Here is a 7,340-nt window from a genome sequence, read left to right as displayed (position 1 = left end):
TACGGGGGTCGATCTCACCTTCGACATGTCCAAAGACAACGAGGCGGCGCTGCAACTCAGAACACCCGTTACCGCACTGAAACAGACGTCCCCATCTGGGCGCCAGGAGCCGGTCGAGGGGCCCGATCCCGGCGTGGCGGTTGAGTACATCACCATCGGCGGACCGTATCCCGGCCTTGAGGTTACGAAGGCGCTGCCGCCTGGATTTCATTGGCAACGCATGACATCGCTGTTCGTCGGTATTGAGGGCCCACCGGTCGCCTGGGGGACGACAAGCGATCTCACGAAGGTGCTCGCCGAGTCCGCACAGCACTCCCCAGACACCTACTGGTTCCAAGGTGTCGGCTGGCTGGCCCCGGCCGACGTCGCTGCCCAGAGCGGCAAAACCTTTCTGACGCTGTGCACACCGGATCCATCGACCCGCTGACTGCCTGCGCACCGGCCAGATAGCTTCAGGCCCGCAGAGGTACGCCGCCGCCCCGTGCGTTCATCGACGTGAACGCCTCTGCGGCGGACACCTCGTCGGCAGAGATGCAGGCAGCGGTGACGGCCAGCGCTTTGAACGCCCGCGCGGCCGAACTCAGACTGTGCCCGAACTGATGACTCGGATTCGGCGATTCGCCCCAGAGCAGAGCCTCCGTGTAGCCGGCCGGAAGCTGTTGGCCATCACCGGAAATCGCCCGGGCATACGCCTCGGCCCCCATGACCAGAACATACTGCTCCTCGTCTGGGAGGCCCGGCGATGCCGCCTCGTCGACAAGCTCCGCACCGAGAATCCGGATGGGTCGAACGTCGTCGGGGCCGTCCTTGAGGAGCTGCACGCTGACCCGCCAGCCACTCATCATCCGGTCGACGATGAGCCCACCGGCGTTGGCGGCGAGCTCGGCGGCGTCGCCGGCGATGACGTGCATGCGGTAAGCCACGGTGCCGCAGTCTTTTTGGCTCTTCATCGCAACACCCGCACCGGCACGTGCGCCCAGCCGGCGACGTTCTGCATGCTCACGCGTTCGCACCGGTCCCAATCGACCTCGTACCGGGGCATGAAATCCAGCAGCTTGTTCAGGGCGATACCGCATTCCAACCGCGCCAGTGCCGCGCCGAGGCAGCTGTGGATCCCGTAGCCGAATCCCAGGTTCTGGGCTTCCGTGCGGTTCCGATCGATGTCGAAGGTGTCGGGATCCGTCCACGCGTCGGGGTCCCGGTTCGCCGAACCGCCGACCAGGAATACCGGCTTGCCCGCCGGAATCGTGACGCCGTGCAACTCGATCTCACGCTGAGAGCGCCGCACGTTGTACTGCGCCGGGGCCTCGTACCGCAGTAGCTCCTCGATCGCGGCCGGCACCTTGCTGCGGTCGGCACGCAATCGCTGCCATTGGCCGGGATGACGGCCGAACATCACCACGGCCGCACCGACCAACTTGGTCACCGTCTCGGCGCCGGCCCCACCGAGAAGGGTGGCGAATCCCGCGATCTCGGAGTTCCGTAGCCGCGTGAGCTCGCCGTCCTCACGCTCGATCTCGGCGGCGATCAGCCCGCTGATCATGTCGTCGCGCGGTTCGGCGCGGCGCTGTTTGATCAGGTCGTAGTACAGCAGCCAGGTCTGGGCCATCGCCTCGATGCCGGACTCCGACATCTCGATCTGGCCCGGGTCTCGATGCAGCGACGCGTCGATCCACAGCCGCACCTGCTGACGAGATTCCGGTGGGACACCCAGCATCGTGGTGATGACCTCGACTGGGAAGTACGCCGAGAAGTCCGACACCACATCGAATTCCAGCGGATCGACGCCACCGAGGTAGCGATCGATCTGCTGTTCGACCATGTCGTGCAGCGCGCCGATCGCCCTCGGGGTGAAGACCTTGTTGACCAGGCTGCGCATGTGCCGATGTTCGGGCGGGTCCATCGAAATGATCATCTTCGCGGGCACCTTCTGCCCGGTCCGGACCATGGCCAGATCGACCCCGTAGGCCGACGAGTATGTCTCGAAGTCCTTGAATGCGGCCGCCACGTCGGCGTGCCTGGTCAGGGCATAGAAGTCATAGTCGGCGTTGTAATAGACCGGAGCTTCCTCCCGCATCCGCCGATACGTCTCATAGGGCCCGTTGAAGAAATCCTCCGAGAAGGGATCGAACACCACCTGCGACGTCGTCACATGACCTCCCGCTCGACACCCAACTCGCCCCGACACCATTCCGGGACGCCCAACTGTAATGGTTACAGTAGGTTGGGTTCAAGTGGTCGGTCAGCTAGTGCGTGATTTGCCAGTCCGCCGCTTCACGCTGCTGGTTCCAGAACTCGTCAAACCGTCCGCGGGCGGCCAGCAATTCGTCGATGCTGCCGTCTTCGACGATCCGTCCGCCGTCGAGGAACAGCACCCGGTCGGCGTGGCGGATGCTGGCCAGTCGATGCGCGACGATCACCCGGGTGCGGGACCGCTCGTCGGCGGTCAGCGCGTCGACCACCGCCGACTCGTTCTCGGTGTCCAGCGCGCTGGTGGCCTCGTCGACCAGGAGCACCGGCGCCGGCTTGACGAGCGCACGGGCAATGCTGACCCGCTGACGTTCCCCACCGGACAGGGCCGTACCGGCCTCGCCGACCTTGGCGCCGTCTCCCTCGGGCAGGCGGACGGTCAGTTCGTCCACCCGGGCCAGCCGCGCGGCGGTCGCCAGCTGCTCGGCATCGGCACCCGGATCGCCGACCAGGATGTTCTCCCGGATCGTGCCGTCGAACAGGTAGGGGTGCTGGAACACCACACTTGTTGCCGCCCTGCGGGTTTCGGCATCCATCTGGGTCGTGTCGACGCCGTCGATCAACACCCGGCCCGCGGTCGGCTGGTGCAGGCCGGCGATGAGCGACAAGATGGTGCTCTTACCCGATCCGGACGGTCCGACGATCGCCGTGGTGCCGCCGGGTTGCAGCACGAAGCTGACGTCCTGCAGCACCGGGGTATCACCGTAACCGAAAGTGACGCGGTCGAATTCGATCCGCGGGGCATCCTGGACGGCCAACGTGGCCGCGCCCGTCGTCATCACCGGGGCGTCGAGCACGGCCCCGATGCGATCGAGGGTGGCCCGGGTCGATTCGATCGCCGGGGCCAGTTCCGACAGTGCGGTGAACGGTTCGAGATAGCGGGCGGCGACGACGATCATCGCGATCGCCTCGGGCACGCCGAGAGTGCCGCGCACCGTGAGCACGGTGGCCATCCCGGCCAGGATCAGCAGTGCCAATTGGCTTGCCACACTGAACAGCAGCTGTCCGGGCACCTGCATCAGCAGCAGCCGCATGCTGGCTCCGTGCTGGGCGGCCAGGGCATCGCCGACCATGCTGCGGGCCGGCTCCACCCGACGGGCGGCGCGCAACGCCTGCTGGGTGCGGGCGAACTCGATGATGCGTTCGGTGAAGGCACGGTTGGTCTCGTCGGCCACGGCGTCGGCCTTGCGGCTCAGCCGGCCCGACGCCCACAACGCCCCGAGCAGGATCACCACGCCGGCCAACGCGGCCACCCCCAGTGGCACGGAGATGAACAGCAGTGCCAGGGCAATGGCGGCCGGGAGCAGGATCGCGCCGATCAGCGGGGTGAGCAGGTTGACCACCATGCCGACGAGTTCGGGCCCGGTGGCCGCGATCGCCTGGCGGGCATTCGCGGTATTCGCGCCGGCAGCACCGCCCAGCCAGTCCATCCGAATGCTGGGCAACCGGTCGGCCACATCGTGTTGCGTGTGGTCCAGCAGCGCGAAGCCCAGATCGAAGCCGAGGCGCGAGGTGGCGGTGTCGACGATCCAACCGACGACGGTTGCGGCGGTCAGCCAGCCCAGCCACGGCAGCGCGTCGCGCGGCGCGTCACTGAACAACGCCGACACCAACGGGATCAACAGCACGGTGCCCGCCGCGCGGATCACCACCGAGACCAGCGTGAGCGCGGCGTAGACGGCGACCTTGCCCCGGCGATCGGCCGGGATGAGCGTGATCAGGGTGCGGATCATCGTGCGGCCTCTCCTGCGGTGACGGCATCTGCCGGGTGTAGCGACTGTCCGGTCTGCCACAGCTGTCGGTAGCGACCGCCGGCGGCCAGCAGCTCGTCGTGGGTGCCGCTCTCGGCGATCCGACCGCCGTCGAGGACGACGATCTGATCGGCGTGGGTGATGGTGTGCAGCCGGTGTGCGATCACCAGCACGGTGCGGTCCTTGGTCAGACGGTTGAGTGCCTGCTGCACAAGGTATTCCGATTCCGGGTCGGCGAAGGCGGTCGCCTCGTCGAGGATCAGCACCGGCGTGTCGGCCAGGATGGCCCGGGCGATGGTGAGACGCTGCCGCTCGCCGCCGGACAGTGCCGACGATGCGCCGAGCACGGTCTGATAACCGTCGGGCAGCCGCAGGATCCGCTCGTGGATCTGGGCATCACGGGCCGCCTGTTCGATGCGCTCGAGGGACGCGTCCGGATCGGCCAACGCGATGTTCTCGGCAACGGTGCCGGCCACCAGTTGGGTCTCTTGCAGGACGAAGCCGACCTGGCGGTACAGCTCCTCGGCGGGCATCGACCGAATATCCCTGCCGCCCAGCCGGATCGCGCCGGAGTCGACGTCGTGGAACCGGGCCAGCAGTGCGGCCAGGGTCGACTTGCCCGAGCCCGAGGGGCCGACGAGCGCGGTCACCGTGCCCGGGCGCAGGGTCAGCGAGACATCGTGGATCACCGGGACACTCGGCCGGTATCCGAAGGTCACTCCGTCGAACGTCACAGCGGCCTGTGCGCCCGAGGCATCGGCGTCGTCACGCACCGACAGATCGTCCTCGTCGAGTGCGTTCTGGATGCGGCGCGCGGCCAGCATGCCGCCGCGGATGCCGCCCAGGCCGTAACCCACGCCGAGCAGCCGAACCCCGAAGGTGGTGCCCAGCAACAGAAACGGCATCAGGTCGACGGGGGCCAGGGAACCGCCGATGATCATCGGCGTACCGACGGCGGCGATCAGCCACAGGAAGGTGCCGGGCCGGGTGACGAGATCCATCAGCGACTTCTTGCCGGTGAACGGACGCTGCCAGTCGACCAGGAAGCCGATGTACTCGTCGAGACGACGGCGGAAGCTCGACGACGCCGCCCCGCCGAACACGCGGACGACGGGTTGACCTTCGAGGTAGGCGCCGGCTTCACCGCTCATGCGGTCGGCCCAGCGTTGTGCCTGACCGATCTTGGCGCCGGACTGGATCGTCATCACCGACATCAGCACCAGGTAGGTGAGCACCGGGATGAAAAGTGCGAGCGCCAACCGCCAGTCGACGGTGAACAGGTACACCAGCACGGCCACCGGCGCGATCACCGCGGCAACGGCATCCGGGATCGCGTGGGTCACCAGGTAATGCAGGGACAGGGTGTCGTCCTGCACGAGTTGCTTGATCGAGCCGGATCCGCGGGCGGTGAACCAGCCCAGCGGCAGCCGCGCCATCTTGGTCAGCAGCCGGGTCCGTAGCTCTCGGGCGAACGTCGCGTCGAGGCGATGCAGCCACAAGGTGAGCCCGGCCCCCAGCAGAGCTCCCAGACCCATCAGCCAAACCGCGGTCAAACCCAATGTCCACAGCCGGGATTCGTCGGCACCGGCAAGCAACAGCCGCGACAGTTCGACCAACAGCACGAACGGTGCGAGTTGGACCAACGTGATGATCGCCTGCAGCACGCCCGACACGATCAACGGGGTTTTCAGCGGGGCCAGCAACCGGCCCGCACCCTGGGCCCGCCAGGTACCGCGGGCCGGTGACGCGGCCCCGTCCGAGGTTTCGGGTGCGACCTCGGCAGCTGCCTCGGGTGCAGTCTCAGTCTCGGTCTCGGTGCGGTCGGTGCCCATCGCCCGGCCCTCGGTCCAGTAGGCCTGGGCGTGTAACTCGGACTTGGGGAAGCCGAACTCCTCGCGCAGCCGGGTACGGAGATGCTTGAGGGAGCCGGCTTCCGGCGTCACCCAGCAGTACCAGTCCGACCAGTCCCGCGCCTCGACCGCAGCGGCCAACGATGTCGCGTCGCGGCGTTCGGCCCAGTGGACCCGCAGTCGGGGATGCTCGGCCAGCGGGATGAGCCGATCATTCTCATCGTGCTGCTCGAGATACACCTCGATCGGAATATCCTGCGGCACAATGCCGATGATCCCGTTGATGGCCGGGATCGCGGCCGCGTCACCGATCAACAGGTAGCCGGCCGGCAGATCGTCGGGCAGGGTGAACCCCTTGGAACCCAGGCTCATCACCGGGATGGTGTCACCCGGCTTCGCCGTCCGGGCCCACTTCGACGCCGGTCCCGACGGCTCGTGCAGTACCACGTCGACCGCGAAATTGCCGGTGTCCGGGTCCATTTCGGACATCGTGTAGCCCCGCTGAAACTCGGTCTTCGAGCCGTCGGGGTCCGGCACCCAGAACCGCAGGTACGACGTGGGTTCGGCGACGGCATCCTCGAACACCGTCGGCGAGTGCAGGCGCAGGCGCAGCATGTTCGGTGTCAGATGGGTGGTCTCGACCACGGTCGCCTGGTGATCGCGCGCGCCGAAGCCGCGCATCATCACTCCCTGAAATCCGCGTGCCATCAGCGGTCCTCTCTCACGGCGGTCAGCTCCGCCACGATGTCGGTAATGGGTCTGCCGGGCGCTACGGACGTCAGCAGTCCCCGGATCAGCGCTTTCATCAGAAATTCGAGGTACTGCGGACTGCGCAGTTGCGTGCCCGCAGCGTGGACCGGACCGAGCGCGGCGTCGTCGGCCAGCCGTTCGGCCGCGGCGTCGCGTTCGGTGACGAATCCGTCGTCGCCGCCACTGGCCTCGGCCTTGAGCTCGTGCTGGGCGGCAAGCCCGATGGCGAGCACCGCCACCGAGCTGCTGAGCAGCGCCGCGGCCTCGGCGGTATAGCCGCGCCGGCCCAGCGCGGCGATCTGGTCGGCCAGCAGCCGTGCGCCCGCCTCGCCGCGCGGGAACAGTACCTGCATGTAGGTGGCCAGACCCGGGTGACCGAGGGCGTAGCCGTGCAGGCTCACCCCGAAGGCGAGCAGATGCTCTTCGACGGACCGGGCCGGATCGTCGACCAGCTCCAGTTCGGCGAGCAGGCTTTCCCCGACCAGGCGCTCGAGTTCCCAGCGGCCGCTGATGTGGCGGTACAAGGCGGTGGCCGACACCCCCAGTTTGGCGGCCACGCCGTTGATGCTCAGGTTGCGCATGCCGAGGTCTCGTCCGGCGGTGACGATGTCGGACAGCGCGATGAGCGGCGGGCGTCCGCCCACCCGCGCGGCGACACCGGATCCGGTCACGACTACCTCCGAGGGAAAGTTACCCCCACAAACTAAGGGTCGCCTTAGTCATCGTCAACTGCTTCGTT

5 protein-coding genes and 1 pseudogene are annotated in these 7,340 nt (G+C 67.5%); 1 reads left to right on the top strand and 5 read right to left on the bottom strand.

From position 1 onward, the window contains the following. A pseudogene (locus A5699_RS29680) lies at window positions 1-427 on the top strand (hypothetical protein); the annotation flags it as partial. A gap of 25 nt (window positions 428-452) precedes the next feature. Here the strand turns inward: A5699_RS29680 and A5699_RS20875 are convergent. From A5699_RS20875 to A5699_RS20855, 5 genes are read right to left on the bottom strand one after another with little or no spacing between them, the layout of a single operon-like run. Further along, entirely contained in the window at window positions 453-950 is a 498-nt protein-coding gene (locus tag A5699_RS20875) for a hypothetical protein (protein WP_067773291.1), read from the bottom strand. Further along, window positions 947-2,191: a cytochrome P450 gene (locus A5699_RS20870; protein ID WP_369806740.1), complete on the bottom strand. Its 1,245-nt coding sequence runs from the start codon at window positions 2,189-2,191 to the stop codon at window positions 947-949. The genes A5699_RS20875 and A5699_RS20870 overlap by 4 nt, the downstream gene beginning before the upstream one ends. Before the next feature lie 55 nt (window positions 2,192-2,246). Beyond that, the gene (locus tag A5699_RS20865; protein WP_067773280.1) at window positions 2,247-3,983 is read right to left on the bottom strand and encodes an ABC transporter ATP-binding protein; all 1,737 of its coding nucleotides are present in this window, start codon (window positions 3,981-3,983) and stop codon (window positions 2,247-2,249) included. Continuing rightward, entirely contained in the window at window positions 3,980-6,559 is a 2,580-nt protein-coding gene (locus A5699_RS20860; protein WP_067773277.1) for an ABC transporter ATP-binding protein/permease, read from the bottom strand. The genes A5699_RS20865 and A5699_RS20860 overlap by 4 nt, the downstream gene beginning before the upstream one ends. Next, a complete protein-coding gene (locus A5699_RS20855) occupies window positions 6,559-7,272 on the bottom strand; it encodes a TetR family transcriptional regulator (RefSeq protein WP_067773274.1) in 714 nt (237 codons plus the stop codon). The genes A5699_RS20860 and A5699_RS20855 overlap by 1 nt, the downstream gene beginning before the upstream one ends. Between the last annotated feature and the right edge of the window lie 68 nt (window positions 7,273-7,340).

Origin of the sequence: Mycobacterium sp. E802, from assembly GCF_001666875.1 — a bacterium.
Lineage (GTDB): Bacteria > Actinomycetota > Actinomycetes > Mycobacteriales > Mycobacteriaceae > Mycobacterium.
The sequence above is the reverse complement of the archived record's forward strand: the minus strand, read 5'-3'. Positions and strand labels throughout refer to the sequence as shown.